This is a genomic window from Streptomyces sp. NPDC023838, from assembly GCF_040639555.1.
GTDB lineage: Bacteria > Actinomycetota > Actinomycetes > Streptomycetales > Streptomycetaceae > Streptomyces.
Genome location: NZ_JBFAAD010000029.1, coordinates 1 through 17,781, shown reverse-complemented (window position 1 = coordinate 17,781; position 17,781 = coordinate 1). Strand labels below are relative to the sequence as shown.

Annotated in this window: 16 protein-coding genes and 1 pseudogene; 11 read left to right on the top strand and 6 right to left on the bottom strand. The window is 73.1% G+C overall.

Annotated features, from left to right (window positions below):
- The first annotated feature begins 88 nt into the window (after window positions 1-88).
- A complete protein-coding gene (locus AB0G17_RS28270; RefSeq protein ID WP_361388749.1) occupies window positions 89-1,615 on the top strand; it encodes an SDR family NAD(P)-dependent oxidoreductase in 1,527 nt (508 codons plus the stop codon).
- Between the two features lie 92 nt (window positions 1,616-1,707).
- On the opposite strand, the pseudogene AB0G17_RS28265 reads toward AB0G17_RS28270, so the two are convergent.
- Window positions 1,708-1,818: pseudogene (locus tag AB0G17_RS28265) on the bottom strand (metal-dependent phosphohydrolase); the annotation flags it as partial.
- A gap of 346 nt (window positions 1,819-2,164) precedes the next feature.
- On the opposite strand from AB0G17_RS28265, the gene AB0G17_RS28260 reads away from it, so the two are divergent.
- The 4 genes from AB0G17_RS28260 (at window position 2,165) to AB0G17_RS28245 (ending at window position 6,856) form a co-directional block, all read left to right on the top strand.
- A complete protein-coding gene (locus AB0G17_RS28260) occupies window positions 2,165-2,335 on the top strand; it encodes a hypothetical protein (RefSeq protein WP_361388746.1) in 171 nt (56 codons plus the stop codon).
- Between the two features lie 168 nt (window positions 2,336-2,503).
- A complete protein-coding gene (locus AB0G17_RS28255; RefSeq protein ID WP_361388743.1) occupies window positions 2,504-3,847 on the top strand; it encodes a DUF6777 domain-containing protein in 1,344 nt (447 codons plus the stop codon).
- A gap of 36 nt (window positions 3,848-3,883) precedes the next feature.
- Window positions 3,884-5,935: a SpoIIE family protein phosphatase gene (locus tag AB0G17_RS28250; RefSeq protein ID WP_361388740.1), complete on the top strand. Its 2,052-nt coding sequence runs from the start codon at window positions 3,884-3,886 to the stop codon at window positions 5,933-5,935.
- 60 nt (window positions 5,936-5,995) lie between these two features.
- Window positions 5,996-6,856: a DNA-formamidopyrimidine glycosylase family protein gene (locus AB0G17_RS28245; RefSeq protein ID WP_361388737.1), complete on the top strand. Its 861-nt coding sequence runs from the start codon at window positions 5,996-5,998 to the stop codon at window positions 6,854-6,856.
- A 31-nt stretch (window positions 6,857-6,887) separates the two neighbouring features.
- Here the strand turns inward: AB0G17_RS28245 and AB0G17_RS28240 are convergent, their stop codons facing one another.
- Entirely contained in the window at window positions 6,888-7,535 is a 648-nt protein-coding gene (locus tag AB0G17_RS28240) for a zf-HC2 domain-containing protein (RefSeq protein WP_361388734.1), read from the bottom strand.
- A gap of 86 nt (window positions 7,536-7,621) precedes the next feature.
- Here AB0G17_RS28240 and AB0G17_RS28235 point away from each other — a divergent pair, with 86 nt between their 5' ends.
- Entirely contained in the window at window positions 7,622-8,383 is a 762-nt protein-coding gene (locus AB0G17_RS28235) for a LytTR family DNA-binding domain-containing protein (protein ID WP_361388731.1), read from the top strand.
- Window positions 8,384-8,415: 32 nt separating this feature from the next.
- Here the strand turns inward: AB0G17_RS28235 and AB0G17_RS28230 are convergent, their stop codons facing one another.
- The gene (locus AB0G17_RS28230) at window positions 8,416-8,907 is read right to left on the bottom strand and encodes a hypothetical protein (RefSeq protein WP_361388728.1); all 492 of its coding nucleotides are present in this window, start codon (window positions 8,905-8,907) and stop codon (window positions 8,416-8,418) included.
- A 121-nt stretch (window positions 8,908-9,028) separates the two neighbouring features.
- Between AB0G17_RS28230 and AB0G17_RS28225 the strand changes: the two genes are divergently transcribed.
- Window positions 9,029-9,217 (top strand): zf-HC2 domain-containing protein, encoded by a 189-nt coding sequence (locus AB0G17_RS28225; protein ID WP_361388947.1) that lies wholly within the window; start codon window positions 9,029-9,031, stop codon window positions 9,215-9,217.
- Here the strand turns inward: AB0G17_RS28225 and AB0G17_RS28220 are convergent.
- A complete protein-coding gene (locus tag AB0G17_RS28220) occupies window positions 9,136-9,720 on the bottom strand; it encodes a sigma-70 family RNA polymerase sigma factor (protein ID WP_266985826.1) in 585 nt (194 codons plus the stop codon). The genes AB0G17_RS28225 and AB0G17_RS28220 overlap by 82 nt on opposite strands.
- A 210-nt stretch (window positions 9,721-9,930) precedes the next feature.
- Here AB0G17_RS28220 and AB0G17_RS28215 point away from each other — a divergent pair, with 210 nt between their 5' ends.
- Window positions 9,931-11,145 carry a CapA family protein gene (locus tag AB0G17_RS28215; RefSeq protein ID WP_361388725.1) on the top strand — a complete coding sequence of 405 codons (1,215 nt, stop codon included), beginning with the start codon at window positions 9,931-9,933 and terminating at the stop codon, window positions 11,143-11,145.
- Window positions 11,146-11,385: 240 nt separating this feature from the next.
- On the opposite strand, the gene AB0G17_RS28210 is transcribed toward AB0G17_RS28215, so the two are convergent.
- The gene (locus AB0G17_RS28210; RefSeq protein ID WP_361388722.1) at window positions 11,386-11,835 is read right to left on the bottom strand and encodes a universal stress protein; all 450 of its coding nucleotides are present in this window, start codon (window positions 11,833-11,835) and stop codon (window positions 11,386-11,388) included.
- Window positions 11,836-11,905: 70 nt separating this feature from the next.
- Between AB0G17_RS28210 and lysX the strand changes: the two genes are divergently transcribed.
- The gene (lysX, locus tag AB0G17_RS28205; protein WP_361388719.1) at window positions 11,906-15,193 is read left to right on the top strand and encodes a bifunctional lysylphosphatidylglycerol synthetase/lysine--tRNA ligase LysX; all 3,288 of its coding nucleotides are present in this window, start codon (window positions 11,906-11,908) and stop codon (window positions 15,191-15,193) included.
- A 104-nt stretch (window positions 15,194-15,297) separates the two neighbouring features.
- Window positions 15,298-16,152 (top strand): polysaccharide deacetylase family protein, encoded by an 855-nt coding sequence (locus tag AB0G17_RS28200; RefSeq protein ID WP_361388716.1) that lies wholly within the window; start codon window positions 15,298-15,300, stop codon window positions 16,150-16,152.
- Between the two features lie 12 nt (window positions 16,153-16,164).
- On the opposite strand, the gene AB0G17_RS28195 is transcribed toward AB0G17_RS28200, so the two are convergent.
- On the bottom strand, window positions 16,165-16,824 hold the full coding sequence (locus AB0G17_RS28195) for a class F sortase (protein WP_361388713.1): 660 nt from the start codon (window positions 16,822-16,824) through the stop codon (window positions 16,165-16,167).
- Window positions 16,825-17,178: 354 nt separating this feature from the next.
- Between AB0G17_RS28195 and AB0G17_RS28190 the strand changes: the two genes are divergently transcribed.
- Complete coding sequence (locus tag AB0G17_RS28190) at window positions 17,179-17,658, top strand: hypothetical protein (protein ID WP_361388710.1); 480 nt, start codon at window positions 17,179-17,181, stop codon at window positions 17,656-17,658.
- Window positions 17,659-17,781 lie beyond the last annotated feature (123 nt).

The window sequence follows — 17,781 nt, the reverse complement described above, 5'->3', positions numbered from 1 at the left end:
CGCGGCGCGATTGCTCCGTACGATTCCGCTTTTGGGAACTTCCACGCGCGGGCGAGACCGCACACATGACCGAGGAACGGCGACGGCGATGACGGTGACAGAGGACATCCAGGACCAGGGGTACGGTCCCGGCATCGGCCAGGAGTCCGGCGAACCCGACGTGGAGTACGGCCCCGGCATCGACCCCGAGCGCCTCGCCGTCTGTCTGAGCGTGCTGGACGAGCTCGACACCATCGAGGTCGACCACCCGGACGCGATCGCCGTGCGCCGCGCCACCGCCGCCATCTACCGGACCGTGAAGCAGCGCCGCCGCCAGGAGCGCCGGGCCGCCAAGACCGCCCACGACCGGGCCGTCACCGAGGCCACCGCCACCGGCTCCGCCGAGCGCATCGACGACGAGACCGAGGGCATCCTGCCGTCGTCCGCGACCCCCACCGGAGAGATCGCGGGGATACTCCAGCGCCCGCGCTCCTGCTACATCTGCAAGACGCGGTACGTCGAGGTCGACTACTTCTACCACCAGCTCTGCCAGAAGTGCGCCGCCGAGAACCGGTTCCGCCGGGAGGCCCGCACCGACCTCAGCGGCAAGCGCGCGCTGCTCACCGGCGGCCGGGCGAAGATCGGCATGTACATCGCGCTGCGGCTGCTGCGCGACGGTGCCCACACCACCATCACCACGCGCTTCCCCAAGGACGCCATCCGCCGCTTCAAGGCCATGGACGACTCCGCGGAGTGGATGCACCGCCTCGAAGTCGTCGGCATCGACCTGCGCGACCCGGCGCAGGCGGTCGCCCTGGCCGAGCAGACCGCGGAGCAGGGGCCGCTGGACATCCTGATCAACAACGCCACCCAGACCGTGCGCCGGCTGCCCTCCGCGTACGCCGCCCTGGTCGACGGCGAGAGCGCGCCGCTGCCCGCCGGTGAGCTCCCCGCCCACCACGTCATCGGCGCCTTCAACTCGGGCGCGGTGGACGGCCTGGCCGCGCTGCCGCTCGGCACCTCCGGCCTCGACGCCCAGCGGGTCGCGGACCTCGCGCTGGTCGCGGGCAACGCCAGCATCGCCCGGCACCAGGACGGCACCGCCATCGACGCGGGCGGCCTGCTCCCGGACGTCGTCGACACCAACACCTGGGTGCAGTCCATCGACCAGATCTCCCCGGTCGAGCTGCTGGAAACCCAGCTCTGCAACTACACCGCGCCGTTCATCCTGATCAGCATGCTCCGCCCGGTGATGGCCGAGGCCGCCCGCAAGGCGCCCAAGGGCCGCGCGTACGTGGTGAACGTCTCGGCGATGGAGGGCGTCTTCAGCCGCGGTTACAAGGGCGCCGGGCACCCCAACACCAACGCCGCCAAGGCCGCCATGAACATGGTCACCCGGACCAGCGGCCAGGAGATGTTCGAGACCGACAAGATCCTGATGACCTCGGTCGACACCGGATGGATCACCGACGAGCGCCCGCATCACGACAAGCTGCGGCTCGCCGAGGAGGGCTTCCACGCCCCGCTCGACCTGGTCGACGGCGCCGCGCGCGTATACGACCCGATCGTGCGCGGCGAGGCGGGCGAGGACCTGCACAGCGTCTTCATGAAGGACTACGCGCCCGGGAAGTGGTAGACCGCGCCGGACAGCGAACGGTGGCCGGGCTCCCCTCGCGGGAGTCCGGCCACCGCTGTCTGTGCCCGCTGTCTGTGCCCGTTGCCGGCGCCCGCGTCCGCCGCGCGGCCCGCGTGTCCGGTGTCGTCACCCGGACGGAGCAGCTGCCCCGGATCGTGGACGAGCCCCGCGACCTGGAGCTCCTTGTCACTCGGATGGGCGCGGTGTGAACTCCTGCCCGGGTGGCGGCTGCTGCCGGTCGGCAGATCATGGCTGGATGAACGCGGTGCTGAACGCATGGCGAAGGAAAGTTGACGCAAAGGAAGTGGCCCCATCGAGCGGGGGCCCGCTCATTTGGTTACTCTGACCTCGACGGAAGCCATCAAAGGATCGACCCATCCTCGATGCCCGTTCCGGGACCGGCCTGCAACCTGGCTCGAGCTTCCGACAGAGTGCCGGCGCCACCGCGTCAGAACTGCCCCTGCCCCCTGCCCCCTTGGGCGGTCGGCGACCGGCAAGAGACCGGAGTCGCCAGTACGCCCAGGGTTACGCGACACAGAGGAGTGCGCGGTGACACCAGAGACGACAGAACGCGAACAGCGGACGCCGGAACGCGGCGACCGGCCGGCCCGGCCCGAAAAGCTCCGCAACCTTGAGGTCTGGGCCCGTTCGGCCCCCATCCGGCTGGCCGGCTACGAGGACGATCTGGCCGAGCCGCACATCCTGCCGGGCATTGACTGAGTGAGTCCGTGCGCCGTGTGCCCCCTGTTCCGGCAGGGGGCACACGGCTGTCCGGGGGTGCCCGGGGTGCGCGGCGGTGTCTTCGTACGGCGGCGGTCCGCTTGCGGGACCGGTGGGCCTCCGGCAGACAATGAGGGACAACTTGGGGCGAATAGGTGGGAGATCTACGTGCGCCCGACCCCGCGCCGGTTCACCCTGGCGGCAGTCGTCATGTCCATCGGAGTGTTCGTCGCGGCCTGCGGCGGCGACAACAACGGCACCAGCGCCTCCGACCAGAAGGAGCTGTTCCTGCAGCCGGTCGCGGAGTCCGGCCCCGACCCCTTCACGGAGTCGACGGCCAAGGCCGCCAAGCCGCTCACGCCCTCCCAGCCGCCGCCGAGCGCCCCCAGCAGCCCCACGGCGAGCGTGCAGACCGTCCGCTCCGTCTCGGGCTCCACGCCCGGCCTCTACGGCGGCACCCAGTCGGTGGCCAGCTGCGACGTGGAGCAGCAGATCCGCTTCCTGAACGCCGACCGGGTGAAAGCCCGCGCGTTCTCGGAGACCGCCGGGATCAACCCGGACGACCTCCCCTCGTTCCTGCGCGGGCTGACCCCCGTGGTGCTGCGGGCCGACACCCGGGTCACCAACCACGGCTTCAAGGACGGCCACGCCACGGCTTTCCAGTCCGTGCTCCAGGCCGGCACCGCCGTCATGGTCGACGACCACGGCACCCCCCGCGTGCGCTGCGCCTGCGGCAACCCGCTGCAGCCGCCCGTCGCCACCCAGGGCGCCGCCTCCCGTGGCCAGTCCTGGCCCGGCTACCAGCCGCAGCGGACCGTCGTCATCAACCGCACCACCACGGTCATCAACAGCCTGATCATCGTGAACGTCATCAACAACACCTGGATCGAGCGGCCGGCCGGCGACCCCGGCATGCGCGACCGCGAGCGGCCCGACATCCAGATCGACCCGACGGCGCCGGTGGTCACCGACTCGCCGAGCACGCCGGTGAGCCCGGACGGGTCCAGCCCGGCCGTCTCGCCGAGCGAGTCCACGCCGTCGACGTCCACCACCGCCCCGAGCACCCTCTGCCCGAGCCCGGCCCCGACCGTCACCGTGACGCAGTCGCCGCTGTCGGCCCCGCCCGGCGGGACCGCGCCGAGCGCGCCCACGGTCTCGGGCTGCCCGACGGCCACCATCACCGTCAGCCCCAAGCGGACCTCGAAGCCCCCGTCGATTCCGGTCACGCCGAGCCAGCAGCTCGTGCCGCCGACGCCGTCCACCGCGCTGCCCACGCTGCCCTCCGAGCCGCCGACGGTCTTCCCGCCGTCGGCCGGTGGCGGCGGGATGCCGTCAAGCGGCGGCGAGATGCCGTCGGGCGGTGGCGAGATGCTCTCGGGCGGTGGGGAGATGCCGTCGGGCGGTGGCGAGATGCTCTCGGGCGGTGGGGAGATGCCGTCGGGCGGTGCCGAGATGCCGTTGGCCATCCCGGACTTCGACACCGAGCCGCCGCTGGACGCCAGACTCCCCTGACGGACGCCCCCGATCGGACCGAGGATCGGAGTGACGATGGACGAGTGGCCCGCGGCCCCCGGTCTCAGCCTCGCCCTCAACCGCATGGGCACCTTCGACTGGGACCTCACCAGCGGGCAGCTGCACATGGACCCGTCGGCGCTGGCCGTCTTCGACATGGTGCCCGAGGAGTACGACGGCCGGCCCGAGACGTTGGGCAGCCGGGTCTCCCCGGCCGAGGCGGCCCGGCTCGACGCGATGGTCTCGCAGGCGCTGAAGAACGGCAGCCTCCATTACGGCGCCTACTTCCGCGTGAGGCTGCGCGACGGCACCGCCCGCTGGACGCACACCCAGGGGTACGTGCGACGGGACGCCACCGGCCGCCCGCAGCGCATCATCGGCGTGGTCCGGGACGCCACCCAGGAGCTCACCGAGTACTCCGACCGGCCCGCCGCCGACGACGAGGGCAGCCGCCGCAGCACCAGCGTGGTGGACAGCACCACGGCGGCCCTGGCGCACGCCCGTACCGTCCAGGACGTCATCGACGTGCTCAAGGGCTCCCACGGCCTTGAACACCTGGGGGCCACAAGCCTGGTGATGGGGCTCCTGGAGGCGGGCCGGATCCATCTGGTGGCCGAGGGTCCCGAGGACAGCTTCGTGCCGGGCACCCGCTGGACCCGGGTCGACGAGCAGTACCCGATGAGCGAGGTCGTCCGCACGCTTGCCCCCCGGTTCATCCAGACCGCGGACGACTTCGCCCGCTCCTACCCCCGCCTGTGGCCGCACATCAGCGGCCTCGGCATCACGGCCGCCGCCTATCTGCCGCTGATCGCCCAGGCCCGCCCGATCGGCGCCCTCGGCCTGCTCTACAGCGACAAGACCGGGTTCACCGCCGACGAGCGCAACCTCCTCGTGGCGCTGGGCAGTTCGATCGCGCAGAGCCTGCAGCGGGCGGTCCTCTACGAGCAGGAGCACGACCTCGCCGAGGGACTCCAGCAGGCCATGCTGCCGCGCCGCATCCCCGAGGTGCCCGGCGCCCAGATCGCGGTGCGCTACCGCTCGGCCCGGCTGGGCCGGGACATCGGCGGCGACTGGTACGACGTCATCCCGCTGCCCGGCGGCCGCGTCGGCGCGGTCATCGGTGACGTCCAGGGCCACGACACGCACGCCGCCGCCGTGATGGGCCAGCTGCGCATCGTGCTGCGCGCGTACGCCGCGGAGGGGCACACCCCGGCGACCGTGATGGCCCGCGCCTCGGTCTTCCTGCACGAGCTGGACACCGACCGCTTCGCCACCTGCACCTACGCCGAGGCCGACCTGTCGACCGGAGTCGTCCAGCTCGTACGGGCCGGACACGTCGACCCGCTGCTGCGCTACTCCGACGGCAGCTGCCGCAGACTGCCCGTCGAGGGCGGCCTTCCGCTGGGCCTGTCGGCCGAGTTCGGACGGCTCGAATACCCCGTCTCCACCGTCGAGCTGGACCCCGGCCAGACCCTGCTGCTCTACACCGACGGCCTGGTCGAGCAGCCCGGCGCCGACCTCGACGACGGGATGCAGCTGCTCGCCGCCCTGGTGCGCTCGGGGCCCGGCGACCTCCAGGAGCTCGCCGACCGGCTGTGCGACGTGATCGACGACCGGGCGGGCGACGACGACGTGGCGCTGCTGCTCCTGCGCCGGCGCGCCCTGGAGGCTCCGCAGAGCGGCGGCCGCCTCCAGCAGCACGTGGCGCAGAACGACCCGGAGGCGCTGAGCTCCTCGCGCCATATGATCCGGGCCGCGGTGCGGGCGTGGGGCGCCCGGGAGCGGGCCGACGAGATCGAGCTGGCCGCCGACGAGCTGATCACCAACGCGCTGATGCACACCGACGGCGGCGCCCTCGTGACCGTACGGGTCCTGGCCGGGCCCGAGCGGCGGTTGCGCGTCGAGGTCGAGGACCGCTCCAGCGCCCTGCCGCGCCGCCGCGAGGCGGGCGACTCCGGGGTGTCGGGGCGCGGCCTGATGTTGGTGGACCGGCTCGCGGACGTGTGGGGCGTGGAGTCGAGAGGCAGCGGCAAGTGCGTGTGGTGCGAGTTCGTCGTCCCGGAGCGCGGCGCCGTCTCCGACGAGTGAGGGGGCGGCGGCCGGGAGCGCGAACGGAATCCTGAGCTCCGCCCGGTTAATCTGTGAGGTATGCCGGAATTGCCCGAAGTGGAAGCGCTCCGCGATTTCCTCACCGCGCACGCCGTCGGGCGGCGCGTCGAGCGGGCGCTGCCCGTCGCGATCAGCGTCCTCAAGACGTACGACCCGCCGCTGGAGGCCCTCGCGGGCCGGACGGTCACCGCCGTCGGGCGGTACGGCAAGTTCCTCGACCTCGACGCCGACGGGCTCCACCTCGTCGTCCACCTGGCCCGCGCCGGATGGCTGCGCTGGTACGACACCCTGCCCGCCGGGCCGCCGCGCCCCGGCAAGGGCCCGCTGGCGCTGCGGGTGGCGCTGGCGGACGGGGCCGGGTTCGACCTGACCGAGGCGGGCACCCGCAAGAGTCTCGCCGCCTACCTCGTCCACGACCCGGCGCTGGTCCCCGGCGTGGCCCGGCTCGGCCCCGACCCGCTGGCCGACGGCTTCGGGCGCCAGGAACTGGCCGCGCTGCTCGCGGGGGAGCGGCGCCAGATCAAGGGGGCCCTGCGCGACCAGTCGCTGATCGCCGGGATCGGCAACGCCTACAGCGACGAGATCCTCCACGTGGCGCGGATGTCGCCTTTCAAGCCGGTGGACCGGCTCACCGACGAGGAGATCACCACGCTGTACGAGGCGGTGCGCACCACCCTCACCGACGCGGTGGAGCGCTCGCGCGGACTCGCCGCGGGCAGCCTCAAGGCGGAGAAGAAGACCGGGATGCGGGTGCACGGCCGGACCGGCGAGCCCTGCCCGGTCTGCGGCGACACCGTCCGCGAGGTCTCCTTCGCGGACTCCTCGCTCCAGTACTGCGCCACCTGCCAGACCGGTGGCAAGGTCCTCGCCGACCGCCGGATGTCCAAGCTGCTCAAGTAGCCCGCCCCGCAAGGCGGCAGCCGCCCCGCGCTCAGCCCGACCTGGTGAGCGTCGCGAGCCGGGCCCCGTCCTGGGTGCGCACCTCGAAGCGGGAGATGTCGGCGGGCGCCAGCGCCGCGGCTCCCCGCATCGTCACCTGTGCCCCGTCCCGCACCGCCCAGGTCGCCACCGTGTTCTCCTCGCCGCCGCGCCCCACCGCCACCAGCGTGCACACCGCCGGACCGCGCACCCCGCCCACATCGAGCCCGACGTCGGTGCCGAATCCGGCGGCCGCGGCCGCCAGCGTGGCTGTCACCCCGGGCGCCGACGCGGTCGCCGTCCACCCCGGCGCGGCGGGGTCCGTCGCCACGGTCAGCGCCGCGAAGGGCGCGCCCACCACCAGCGCCGCCGCGGCCACCAGCAGCCCGAGCCGCCTTCGGCGCTGCGCCCGCAGCCGCGTCCCCACCGCGCCTATCGCCGAGTGCAGCAGTTCGGGGGACGGCGCGGCGACCGGGTCCACCCCGGGGGGCGTCCAGCGGGCGTACGCGGCGAGCAGCGCCTCCACGCTCCCGAGCTCCTCCAGCAGGCGCGCGCAGTGCGCGCACCCCGCCAGGTGCTCCTCGAAGCGGAAGGTGTCGGCGACACCGAGCACACCGAGCGCGTACGCCCCGACGTCCCGGTGGAGTTCCAGCGGCCTCATGCCGTCTGGTACGCAGACGGCGGCCCAATCACTCAAGTCACACGGGAAGGGACAGTAAGGAGTCGTCGCACCTACAATCCGACCGCATGCTGCGCGTACTGGCCGTCGACGACGAAGCCCCCGCCCTGGAGGAGTTGCTGTACCTCCTGCGCTCCGATCCGCGGATCCGCAGCGCCGAGGGCGCCACCGGGGCCACCGACGCGCTGCGCCTGATCGGTGGCGCGCTGGACGCCGGGCCCGAGGACGACCAGGGCGTCGACGTCGTCTTCCTCGACATCCACATGGCCGGGCTCACCGGGCTCGACATCGCCCGGCTGCTGGCCGGGTTCGCCCGGCCGCCGCTGATCGTCTTCGTCACCGCGCACGAGGGCTTCGCCGTCCAGGCGTTCGACCTGAAGGCCGTCGACTACGTCCTCAAGCCCGTCCGCAGGGAACGGCTGGCCGAGGCGGTACGCCGGGTGGCCGAGATGACGGGCGACCGTGCCCCGGCGCTCTTGGAGGTCCAGGGGAGCGCGGCGGGCCACATACCCGTCGAGCTCGGCGGGGTCACCCGGTTCCTGGCCGTCGCCGACATCGCGTACGCCGAGGCGCAGGGCGACTACGCCCGGCTGCACACCGGCTCCGGCAGCCACCTGGTGCGCGTGCCGCTGTCGACGCTGGAGGACCGCTGGCGCGCGCACGGGTTCGTACGCATCCACCGCAGCCATCTCGTGGCGCTCGCCAGGATCGACGAACTGCGCCTGGACGCGGGCAGCATGACCGTCCGCATCGGCGGGGCCGAGCTCCCCGTCAGCCGCCGCCATGCGCGTACCCTCCGCGACCAGCTGCTGCGTCGCGGCGGTCGCTGACGATCCGCCCGCGGTCACCTTCTGATCGGGCGTCAGAACAGATGGATCGCCAGATGCCCGAGCGGAAGGCCGAGTTCCCATGCCGGGGTCCACACCCGCGGCTCGTCCTCGGCCTCGGCGCGCGGGTCGACTCCGCCCGGCACCACCGCGTCCAGGTCCGCGGCCAGCAGCTCGGTCTCCTCCAGCCACCGCCACGCGTCCCGGGCCAGCGCCAGGTCGGGGCCGGACCCGGCCGCCTCCCGCTCCCGGAAGCGCTCGCGGACCCAGCTGTGCCACGGCCGGCCGGCCGCGGTCAGCGAACTCCACTCGTCGAGCCGGGCCACCACCCGCGCGCCGCCGACCGCGCCGTCCGACAGGAAGATCGTCAACGCCAAGGCGTTGCGTCCGGCCCTGAATTCGAGCGTCGTCGGCGGCATGAGATCGCCGGTGCGCAGTAATTCGTCGGCGATGTACTCCGCGTACATCCATGCCATCGGCACCAGCAGCTCGCCACCACTGGTCCCGTTCGTACCCTCCGGACGCATTCCGTCTCGCCTCTTTCATCGACTGTCCAGGCGCTCCAGGGAGCTCCAGGGAGCATTGAACCGGGGGCGCGCGCCCGCCGTGGCCAGAAGGGCAGGATCCGTCGTCCCACACGAGGTGCTCATGCATGTGCGGCAGTTGCTCGGCGCGTACGTCCTCGGCGCCCTCGCGCCGGACGAGGACCGCCGGGTCGCCGGTCATCTGCGCACCTGTCCCGGCTGCCGCGCGGCCTACCTGGAGGTCGCGGAGGCACCCTCGATGCTGGCCCTGCTCTCCGAGGAGGACCTGGCGGACGGGCCGCCGGACGAGTAGCCCGGCAGGACCCGCGCCAGGGCCCGCAGAGCATAGTACGAACGGGACTTGACGGTGCCGCACGGCACCCCCAGGACCTCGGCCGCCTCGGCCACGCTCAGGCCCCGGAAGTAGATCTGCGCCAGCACCGCCCGGTGCTCCGGGCTCAGGGTGCGCACCGCGTCCCGCACGTCGAGCGCCGCCGCCGACCGCTCGGCGTGGTCGTCCTGCGCCTCCACGCGCGCGTCCAGCACGGCGTCGTGCACCTCGACCGGCCGCGCCTGCCGGTTCCTGCGGGCGTCGATCGCCAGGCGCCGCCCGACGGTGAACAGCCACGGCCGCATCGACGCGTACGGGCCCTCGAACGCCTCCGGGTGCTGCCAGGCCCGCACCAGCGTCTCCTGGAGCAGGTCCTCGGCGCGCTGGCGGTCGCCGTAGGTGAGGCCGAGCAGGAAGTGCATCAGGGCGGGGCCGTGCTCGCGCTGGAGCGCCGCGAGATCGGGCTCGCGGGTGTACTTGGTCACGTGGTGCTCCCCTCCCCGGAGGTCCGCAGGCCGCAGCCCGTATCCGAGCGCAATCGGGCGGGGAGGGACAGCGGCCGGACCGCGACATGCGACGAACGGTCGAATGGAGCGGCGAATGGTGCGGCGAACGGTCCAGGAACCGGGCGAAATATGCATGATACGGATATCTGATAACCCATCAGGTTTTCCCGACTCATGGAGCCCGGTGCCATGACCAGCACAACGAGCCGGCGGACGGCGGCCGTCGCGGCCCTCGTCCTCGCCGCGACCGCCGGGTGTGCGGCGGAGCACCCCGCCCCCGCGCGCCTGCCGCACCACCAGGACTCCGAGCGTCCCGGCACGCCCTCGTCGGCCGGCGGGTCGGCGACGGCGGGTCCGCGCCCCTTCACGCTGGTCGCGACCGGTGACGTACTGCCGCACTCCTCGACCATCGAGCGCGCCGCCTCCGACGCGCCTGGGCGGGAGAGCTACGACTTCCGGCCGATGCTCGCCGGGGTCAAGCCGGTCATCTCCCGGGCGGACCTGGCGATCTGTCACATGGAGACGGTGTACGGGCCGGACGGCGGGCCCTTCACGGGCTATCCGGCGTTCAAGTCGCCGCCCCAGGTGGCCGCCGCCCTCAAGGACACCGGGTACGACTCCTGCTCGACCGCGTCCAACCACAGCCTGGACGACGGGGCCGACGGGATCGCCCGGACCCTGCGGGCCTTCGACAAGGCGGGCCTCAAACACACCGGTTCGGGCCGCACGGCCACCGAGTCCGCGACCCCGGCCCTGCTGGAGGCGGGCGGCGCCAAGGTGGCCCAGCTGGCGTACACGTACGACACCAACGGCTATCCGATGCCCGACGGCCAGCCCTGGGCCGTCCACCTCATCGACGAGCACAAGATCCTCGCGGACGCGCGCGCGGCCCGCAGGGCGGGGGCCGACGTGGTCGTGGTCAGCCTCCACTGGGGCACCGAGTGGCAGACCGAGCCCGACGAGCAGCAGCTCAAGCTGGGCAAGGCGCTCACCGCCTCGCGCACCGGCGGCCGCCCGGACATCGACCTGATCCTGGGCACGCACGCGCACATCCCGCAGGCGTACGAGAAGGTCAACGGCACCTGGATCGTCTACGGCGAGGGCGACCAGATCGCCGGGGAGATGTTCAACAACAGCGGCGCGCGCGACCCTCGCGGCAACATGAGCTCCATCGCCCGCTTCACCTTCGCGCCGCCCGCGCGGGCCGGGGCGCGCTGGGAGGTCACCAAGGCGGAGTTCATTCCTCAGTGGGTCGACGCGGACCGCGGCCGCGTCGTCAGCCTCCCCGAGGCCCTGCGCGCCTCCCCGGACCGGGAGGACTACCGCGCGGCGGAGGCGGAGATTCGGGAGGCGGTGCTGGGGCGGGGGGCGGCGCGGGACGGGCTGCGGATGGCGGAGCGGTAGGCCGTTTCCCGGGGGCTGCGCCCCGGACCCCTGTTTGTCCGCGGACCGTGCTGGGTTGCTCGCGCGGTTCCCCGCGCCCCTGGGATGCGCCCCCGCGGGGCGCCCAGGGGGATGCCGCGCAGCGGCATTTCCAGGGGCGCGGGGAACCGCGCGACCAGCCACAGACGGTCCGCAGGTGAACGGAGACCCGGCCGCCCGCCAGAGGGCTTCAGGGAAGGGGCGGGGTGGGGAACCGACCCCCTACGGCACCACCGTCACCGGCCACCGCCCCGCCTTCACCAGACGCACCGCCACCGACCCGACGATCCGGTGGCCCGCCGACTCCGACGCGCCCACCACCACCGCGTCCGCCTTGAGCTCGTCGGCGGCCGTCACCAGACCCCCGTACGCGTCGCCGCGCAGGGTGTGGAACTCCCAGCGCACGGTCCAGAGGTCCCTCACCCGTTCCGCCGCCGCGCGGATCTCCTCGGCGAGCTCCTCGGCGATCTCCCCGGTGGTGTCGGCGACCGGCGCCCCCATCGCGGCGCCCGCCGGCACCACGGGCTGGACGTAGACCACCGCGAGCAGCGCGTTCTGGCGCCGGGCCAGGCCGCTCGCGTACGCCGCCGCGCGCAGCGAGGAGTCCGAGCCGTCCACCCCGACGACGATGACCTTGGGGCCGTCCGTACCGCGTTCGAATGCTGTTGTCACACGTCCGAGGCTAACGCGGCGGACCTCGCCCGACAGGCGGCGCTGCCTGGCGCTCCCTAGAGTGCAAGGCATGAGTGTCAGCGAGGAGACGCCCATAACGGCACGGGCCCGGACGCCCGCGCGGTCCCGGTTCCTGAACCGGGTGCCGGAGGCCTTCGCGATGTTCTTCGCCGGGCTCGGGCTGTACTGCGGGGTCATCGCCCTGGTGCCCGCCGTGCGCCGGCTGCTGCAGCCCGTCTCCTGGTTCCTCGACCGGGTCACCGTCCCCGTCAGCGCCAACCTCGCCTACGCCGTCTTCCTGCTGCTGCTCGCCGCCGCCATCGGCGCCCGCAAGAAGGTCGCCTGGTGGCTGGTGGTCGGCTACCTCGGGCTGCTCTTCCTCGCCGATGTGCTGCTCGTCGCCGTCGCCGAGTGGATGTGGGCCGCCAACGGCATCGTGTGCGGGGCCGCGCTGGTCGTACTGATCCTGGCGCGCGGCGAGTTCTACGCCGAGACCCGGCGCGGCGCCGTCCACCGGGCGCTGCTCGTCCTGGTGCTCGGGCTCGCCGCGGGCGTCCTGGCGGGCTGGGCTCTCGTGGAGATCTTCCCCGGTACGCTGCCGCGCGGCCAGCGGCTGCTGTGGGCCACCAACCGGGTGCTCGGCGGACTCGCCTCCAACGGCCAGTTCGACGGCCGCCCGCCCCGCCCGCTCTACTTCTTCCTCGGCCTGTTCGGCGCGATCGCCCTGCTCAGCGCCGCCACCACGCTCTTCCGCTCGCAGCGCATGGAGGCCGCGCTGCACGGCGACGAGGAGCCGCGCATCCGCGCCCTGCTGCGCGCCTACGGCCGGGACGACTCGCTCGGCTACTTCGCCACGCGCCGCGACAAGGCGGTCGTGTTCTCGCCGAGCGGCAAGGCGGCCGTCACCTACCGGGTGGAGGCCGGGGTCGCGCTGGCCAGCGGCGACCCGGTGGGCGACCCCGGGGCGTGGGGGCCCGCCATCGCCGCCTGGCTGGACGTGGCCAGGAAGTACGCCTGGGCGCCCGCCGTGATGGGCGCCTCCGAGGAGGGCGCCACCGTCTACGCCCGGCACGGTCTGGGCGCCATGCAACTGGGCGACGAGGCGATCCTGCACGTGGCCCGGTTCGACCTGGACGGGCGTGAGATGCGGGTCACCCGGCAGGCTGTCCGCCGCGTCGCCCGCACCGGCGCCACCACCCGCATCCGCCGCCACTCGGCGCTCACCGACGAGGAGATGGGCCAGATCGTCGACCGGGCCGACGCCTGGCGCGACACCGAGACCGAACGCGGCTTCTCCATGGCGCTCGACCGCCTCGGCGACCCGGCCGACGGCGACTGCCTGCTGGTGGAGGCCTTCGACGCCGACGGCAAGCTCATCGCGCTGCTCTCGTTCGTGCCGTGGGGCCCGGACGGCATCTCGCTCGACCTGATGCGGCGCGACCGCAGCGCGCCCAACGGCGTCATGGAGTTCATGGTGGCCGAGCTGTGCGCGAACGCGCCGAAGCTGGGCGTACGGCGGATCTCGCTCAACTTCGCCGTGTTCCGCTCGGCCTTCGAGGAGGGCGCCCGGATCGGCGCGGGCCCGGTGCTGCGGCTGTGGCGCAGGCTGCTGCTGTTCTTCTCCAAGTGGTGGCAGCTGGAGGCGCTGTACCGGTCGAACGTGAAGTACCAGCCGCAGTGGTTCCCGCGCTTCCTCTGCTACGGCGACGCGGGCTCGCTCGCCCGTGTCGGCCTCGCCTCCGGCATCGCCGAGGGCTTCGTCTCCGTACCCAGTCTGCGCAAGCTGTGGGGCAAGGGGCACCCTCGGGGCGTCACCAGCCCGGTCACCACCGCGCACCTGCCGTCCATCGAGGCGCTCGGGCTCTCCGCGCCGGGCGCCGAGGCGGCGGGGGAGCGGCAGCTGCCCGAGCAGGTGCGGGTGCGTCACCGCAAGCTGGAGCGGCTGCGCGCCGAGGGCACCGAACCGTATCCGGTGGTCATCCCGCCGCGTACGCACACCCTGGCCGAGCTGCGCACGGCTGGGGCGGGAACGGCCGCCACGGTGGCCGGGCGCGTGATGGCCGTACGGGACTTCGGCGGGGTGGTCTTCGCCGTGCTGCGCGACTGGTCGGGCGACCTCCAGCTGGCGCTCACCCGGGACGGCACGGGCGCGGAGGTCCTCGACCACTTCACCCGCGACGTCGACCTCGGCGACCACATCACCGCCACGGGCACCACCGGCACCACGGCCAAGGGCGAGTACTCGCTCTTCGTCACCGGCTGGCAGATGACCGGAAAGTGTCTGCGCCCGCTGCCCGACAAACGGCTGGGCCTGGCCGACCCCGAGGCCCGGGTGCGCCGCCGCTACCTCGACCTGGTGGCCCGGCCCGAGGCCCGCGACGTCGTACGGGCCCGCTCCACCGCGGTCCAGGCGCTGCGCCAGGGCCTGCTGGAGCGCGGCTATCTGGAGGTCGAGACGCCGATGCTCCAGCAGATCCACGGCGGCGCCAACGCCCGCCCCTTCACCACCCACATCAACGCCTACGACCTGGACCTGTATCTGCGGATCGCCCCCGAGCTGTATCTGAAGCGGCTGTGCGTCGGCGGGGTCGAGAAGGTCTTCGAGATGGGCCGCACCTTCCGCAACGAGGGCGTCTCGTACAAGCACAACCCCGAGTTCACGATGCTGGAGGCCTACCAGGCCTTCGCCGACTACGACGTGATGCTCGATCTGACCCGCGAGCTCATCCAGGGCGCGGCGACCGCCGCGTTCGGCTCGCCGGTGGCGCACAAGGCCGGGCCCGACGGGCGGCTCGTGGAGCACGACATCTCCGGCCCCTGGCCGGTCAGGACGCTGTACGGGGCGCTCTCCGAGGCACTGGGCGAGGAGGTCGGCGCCGACACCGACGAGCGGGAGCTGCGCCGGCTGTGCGACCGGGCCGGGATCCCGCACACGCCCGAGAACACCCGGGGCGATGTGGCCCTGGAGATGTACGAACGGCTGGTCGAGGAGAAGACCCAGCTGCCCACCTTCTACAAGGACTTCCCGACCGACGTCTCGCCGCTCACCCGCCAGCACCGCCGTGACCCCCGCCTGGCCGAGCGCTGGGATCTGGTGGCGTTCGGCACCGAACTGGGCACCGCCTACTCGGAGTTGACCGACCCGGTGGAGCAGCGGCGGCGGCTCACCGAGCAGTCGCTGCTCGCGGCGGGCGGCGACCCGGAGGCGATGGAACTGGACGAGGAGTTCCTGGACGCGCTCGAGTACGCCATGCCGCCCACCGGCGGGCTCGGCATCGGCGTCGACCGGCTCGTCATGTTCCTCACCGGGCTGACGATCCGTGAGACGCTGCCGTTCCCGCTGGTGCGCCGCCACTGACCGGCGTCAGCACAGCGGGACCGGGTACGCCCCAACGGGTGTTTTCGACCGCTCGGGCGGTGCGCTTCTGCCGTCCGGGGCACGCGCCGTGCGAGCCATGGGTCATGAAAAAGGATGAGATGCTCCCCGGGCGGCGCACGCTCCTGCGCGTCGGCGCCTGTCTGGGAGCCGCCGCCGCCCTGCGGATGCTGACCGCCGAGGACACCGGCGCGCCCGAGAGCGGGGCCGCCGGGGCGGACGCCGGGCCCGCCGCGGGCCCGCAGCCCGCCGTGCCCCGGCTCAAGTCCACCGCGTACCGGCTGGAGCCGATGACCGCCGAGGCCCCGCCGCAGTACCGCACCGCGCTGCCGCCGGTGCGGCGCCGGCCGTTCCTGAGCATGCCCGCACTCGGCCCCCGCACCATGGTGCTGACCTTCGACGACGGCCCCGACCCGCGCTACACGCCGGAGATCCTGCGGACCCTGCGCGAGCACGACGTGCGCGCGATGTTCTTCGTCTGCGGCGAGATGGCCACCGACAACCGCGACCTGCTGCGCGAGATGCGCGACGAGGGGCATGTGATCGGCAACCACTCCTGGACCCACCCGCTGCTCATCAAGATGGCGCGGGAGGCGGTACGCGACGAGATGACCCGTACCAGCGAGGTGATCGAGGAGGCGCTGGGCGAGCGGCCGCAGTGGTTCCGCGCCCCCTACGGCGCCTGGAACCGCAACTCGTTCCAGATCGGCGCCGAACTCGGCATGGAGCCGATGGGCTGGACCCTCGACACCCTCGACTGGACGACACCCGGCACCGACACGATCGTGCGCCGGGTGCGGGAAGGCGCCGCCCCGGGTGTCGTGGTGCTCTCGCACGACGCCGGCGGCGACCGCTCGCAGAGCGTGGCGGCGCTGCGCACCTATCTGCCCCGGCTGCTCACCTCGGGCTACCACCTGCGGGTGCCGCCCAAGCGCCGCTGAGGCGGGGCCGGTTCAGCGGGTGGCCACCATGCGGGCGAAGACGACCACGTTGCCGTCGTAGCCCTTGGCCCGGGTGAAGCCGCCGCCGCAGGTGATCACCCGTAGCTCCGGGTGCCCGGTGTCCCCGTACACCCGGGCGCCCGGGAAGTTGTTCTTGTCGTAGACCTCGACGCCGTACACCTCGAAGACGGCCACGTGCCCGTCGTAGCGGGTCACCTCGACGTGGTTGCCCTTCTTGAGCGAGCCCAGGCCGTAGAAGACGGCGGGGCCCCGCAGGGTGTCGACGTGGCCGACCATGACGGCGGTGCCGCGCTGGCCGGGGGCGATCGCGTTCTGGTACCAGCCCGCCAGGTTGGGGTCGTTCGGCGGCGGTGCCTGCACCCAGCCGTCCTGGTCGATGCCGACCTCGATGACCGGGGCGTCGACCCTGATCGCGTCGATCTTCACCCGGGAGGCCGGCGCGTACGGCAGGGGCTCGACCGGGGCGAGGGACGTGGCGGGGACGAACACCTCCGGCCGGCCCGTCAGCGCGGCGGCCGCCGCGGGCTGCGGGGGGCCCATCGTGACGTCGGCGCCGTTCCGCATCAGAGCCAGACCGGTGAGCATCACCAGGGCCAGCGCCCCCCACGGCGACCGCCTCCGACGCTCCGAGCCGCCCTCTTCCTGCCCCATCTCGCTCCCTCCAAAGCCCTCCGTGCCACCTTGTAGGCACGGTAAGGGCCTGATCGCACTCCGGCGATCAGGGAGGTGCGAACGGGTGGTGGCCGCGATCGCGGCCGGGGTGGCGGTCCGCACCGGGTGGCATCCGGGGTGACCCATTCGTGTCATGGTCCGATAAAAGTTCTGACGGTCTGTGACCTGCGGGTCCGTCAGATCGGCGGTCCGCCCATCGGCGTGTCGGCTCACCAGGGTGGACCAGCGCGACATGCGAGGTGGAGATCGTCCGGTGAGGGTTCGTCATGGGAGGCGTACTCGTCGAATTTCCCGGAGCACGGCTTTGGGGCGCCCTCCCTCGGAGGTTCAACCATGCGTGCTGCACGCGCTCTCCCGGTGGCCGTGGCCGCCTTCGCGGCGGTGGGGCTCTCGGCCCCGCTCGCCGCCGCCAACTTCGGCCCGACCAATGTGACCGTCAACCCGAGCGCGGTGCACCCGGGCGCCACGCTGACGATTACGGCCAACGGCTGCGGCCACGGCGGCATCGTGACATCCAACGCCTTTTCCCCCACCTCCCTCTCGGGTGGGGACACCGGATTCGCGACCGCCAGAATCCACGACCACATCACCCCGGGGACGTACAACCTGTCGGTCCGCTGCAACGACAACCCCAGAACGGAGACGCGCAGCTTCACCGTGCTGCCCAGCCGGGGCGCGATGGGCGGGCTCGGGGGCTCCGCGGGGCCGACCCAGACCGAGATGGCCGTCGGCGGGTCCCTGGCGGGGCTCGCCGCCATCGGCGGTGCCGTGTACGTGGCACGGCGCCGCCGCCAGGCCGGCGGGGGGATCTGACCGGCCGAACCTCCCGGACAGAGCCGAACCGCCCGTCGCCCTCCCAGCCCTGGAACCGGGGCGGCTTCGCCAACAACCTGGTGCAGCGGGTGGAGGTGTTCTGCCCGCGGGACGGCTGAGCCG

What these genes read in the sequence shown, in the direction of transcription:
- AB0G17_RS28270 (WP_361388749.1), top strand. Translation starts at nt 89, where the DNA reads ATGACGGTGACAGAGGACATCCAGGACCAGGGGTACGGTCCCGGCATC.
- AB0G17_RS28250 (WP_361388740.1), top strand. Translation starts at nt 3,884, where the DNA reads ATGGACGAGTGGCCCGCGGCCCCCGGTCTCAGCCTCGCCCTCAACCGC.
- AB0G17_RS28245 (WP_361388737.1), top strand. Translation starts at nt 5,996, where the DNA reads ATGCCGGAATTGCCCGAAGTGGAAGCGCTCCGCGATTTCCTCACCGCG.
- AB0G17_RS28240 (WP_361388734.1), bottom strand. Translation starts at nt 7,535, where the DNA reads ATGAGGCCGCTGGAACTCCACCGGGACGTCGGGGCGTACGCGCTCGGT.
- AB0G17_RS28235 (WP_361388731.1), top strand. Translation starts at nt 7,622, where the DNA reads ATGCTGCGCGTACTGGCCGTCGACGACGAAGCCCCCGCCCTGGAGGAG.
- AB0G17_RS28230 (WP_361388728.1), bottom strand. Translation starts at nt 8,907, where the DNA reads ATGCGTCCGGAGGGTACGAACGGGACCAGTGGTGGCGAGCTGCTGGTG.
- AB0G17_RS28225 (WP_361388947.1), top strand. Translation starts at nt 9,029, where the DNA reads ATGCATGTGCGGCAGTTGCTCGGCGCGTACGTCCTCGGCGCCCTCGCG.
- AB0G17_RS28215 (WP_361388725.1), top strand. Translation starts at nt 9,931, where the DNA reads ATGACCAGCACAACGAGCCGGCGGACGGCGGCCGTCGCGGCCCTCGTC.
- lysX (WP_361388719.1), top strand. Translation starts at nt 11,906, where the DNA reads ATGAGTGTCAGCGAGGAGACGCCCATAACGGCACGGGCCCGGACGCCC.
- AB0G17_RS28200 (WP_361388716.1), top strand. Translation starts at nt 15,298, where the DNA reads ATGAAAAAGGATGAGATGCTCCCCGGGCGGCGCACGCTCCTGCGCGTC.
- AB0G17_RS28195 (WP_361388713.1), bottom strand. Translation starts at nt 16,824, where the DNA reads ATGGGGCAGGAAGAGGGCGGCTCGGAGCGTCGGAGGCGGTCGCCGTGG.
- AB0G17_RS28190 (WP_361388710.1), top strand. Translation starts at nt 17,179, where the DNA reads ATGCGTGCTGCACGCGCTCTCCCGGTGGCCGTGGCCGCCTTCGCGGCG.